Source organism: Kluyvera sp. 1366 (genome assembly GCF_054823405.1).
Window position 1 is genome coordinate 1 of sequence record NZ_JBTRDW010000034.1, and the last position, 1237, is coordinate 1237.

The 1237-nt window shown below is 51.6% G+C and carries 2 tRNA genes and 2 rRNA genes; all 4 read right to left on the reverse strand.

The annotated features are described in order from the left end of the window. A 23S ribosomal RNA gene (locus ACVLVH_RS24165) occupies positions 1–640 on the reverse strand; the annotation flags it as partial. A 203-nt stretch (positions 641–843) separates the two neighbouring features. Continuing rightward, positions 844–919, reverse strand: a tRNA-Ala gene (locus tag ACVLVH_RS24170). Between the two features lie 117 nt (positions 920–1036). Then, positions 1037–1113, reverse strand: a tRNA-Ile gene (locus ACVLVH_RS24175). 73 nt (positions 1114–1186) lie between these two features. Beyond that, positions 1187–1237: ribosomal RNA gene (locus ACVLVH_RS24180) — 16S ribosomal RNA — on the reverse strand; the annotation flags it as partial.

Here is a 1237-nt window from a genome sequence, read left to right on the forward strand (position 1 = left end):
AAGACTCGGTTTCCCTGCGGCTCCCCTATACGGTTAACCTTGCTACAGAATATAAGTCGCTGACCCATTATACAAAAGGTACGCAGTCACCCCATAAAGAGGCTCCCACTGCTTGTACGTACACGGTTTCAGGTTCTGTTTCACTCCCCTCGCCGGGGTTCTTTTCGCCTTTCCCTCACGGTACTGGTTCACTATCGGTCAGTCAGGAGTATTTAGCCTTGGAGGATGGTCCCCCCATATTCAGACAGGATACCACGTGTCCCGCCCTACTCTTCGAACTCACAGAATGTGCACTTTCGTGTACGGGGCTATCACCCGGTATCGCGCGACTTTCCAGACGCTTCCACTAATGCACAAACTGATTCAGGTTCTGGGCTGTTCCCCGTTCGCTCGCCGCTACTGGGGGAATCTCGGTTGATTTCTTTTCCTCCGGGTACTTAGATGTTTCAGTTCCCCGGGTTCGCCTCGCAACACTATGTATTCATGTTGCGATGATGCACTGAGTGCACCGGGTTTCCCCATTCGGACATCGTCGGCTGTAGCGGTTCATATCACCTTACCGACGCTTTACGCAGATTAGCACGTCCTTCATCGCCTCTGACTGCCAGGGCATCCACCGTGTACGCTTAGTCGCTTAACCTCACAACCCACAGGCGTTTTGCAACGCGCGCAGACTGCAAGCATTTGAGAGACTCGAACATATCGCCGCTTCATTCTTATTACGGAGAATGAAGACGATACGTCGTTTCAATTTTCAGCTTGTTCCGGATTGTTAAAGAGCAATAACTTCGCAATGTACCCGAGGATACATTCTGAAGTTAGTTATCAACGTGGGGTCGTTGATGGTGGAGCTAAGCGGGATCGAACCGCTGACCTCCTGCGTGCAAGGCAGGCGCTCTCCCAGCTGAGCTATAGCCCCATAGAGTTTTTGTAAAACGCGTGCTTACCAGGAGAATTCTTTCACAGACAAGGCGTGACGACGCGAAGCATACTGAAGTATGCGGGCTATCGGCACAACGCGGAAACTGGAAGAATTTGGTAGGCCTGAGTGGACTTGAACCACCGACCTCACCCTTATCAGGGGTGCGCTCTAACCACCTGAGCTACAAGCCTGCAGGCGTTTTACGCTCTTCTTTAATTTCATCAGACAATCTGTGTGAGCACTTCGCGGGAAGGTATCTTCAGGTAAGGAGGTGATCCAACCGCAGGTTCCCCTACGGTTACCTTGTTACGACTT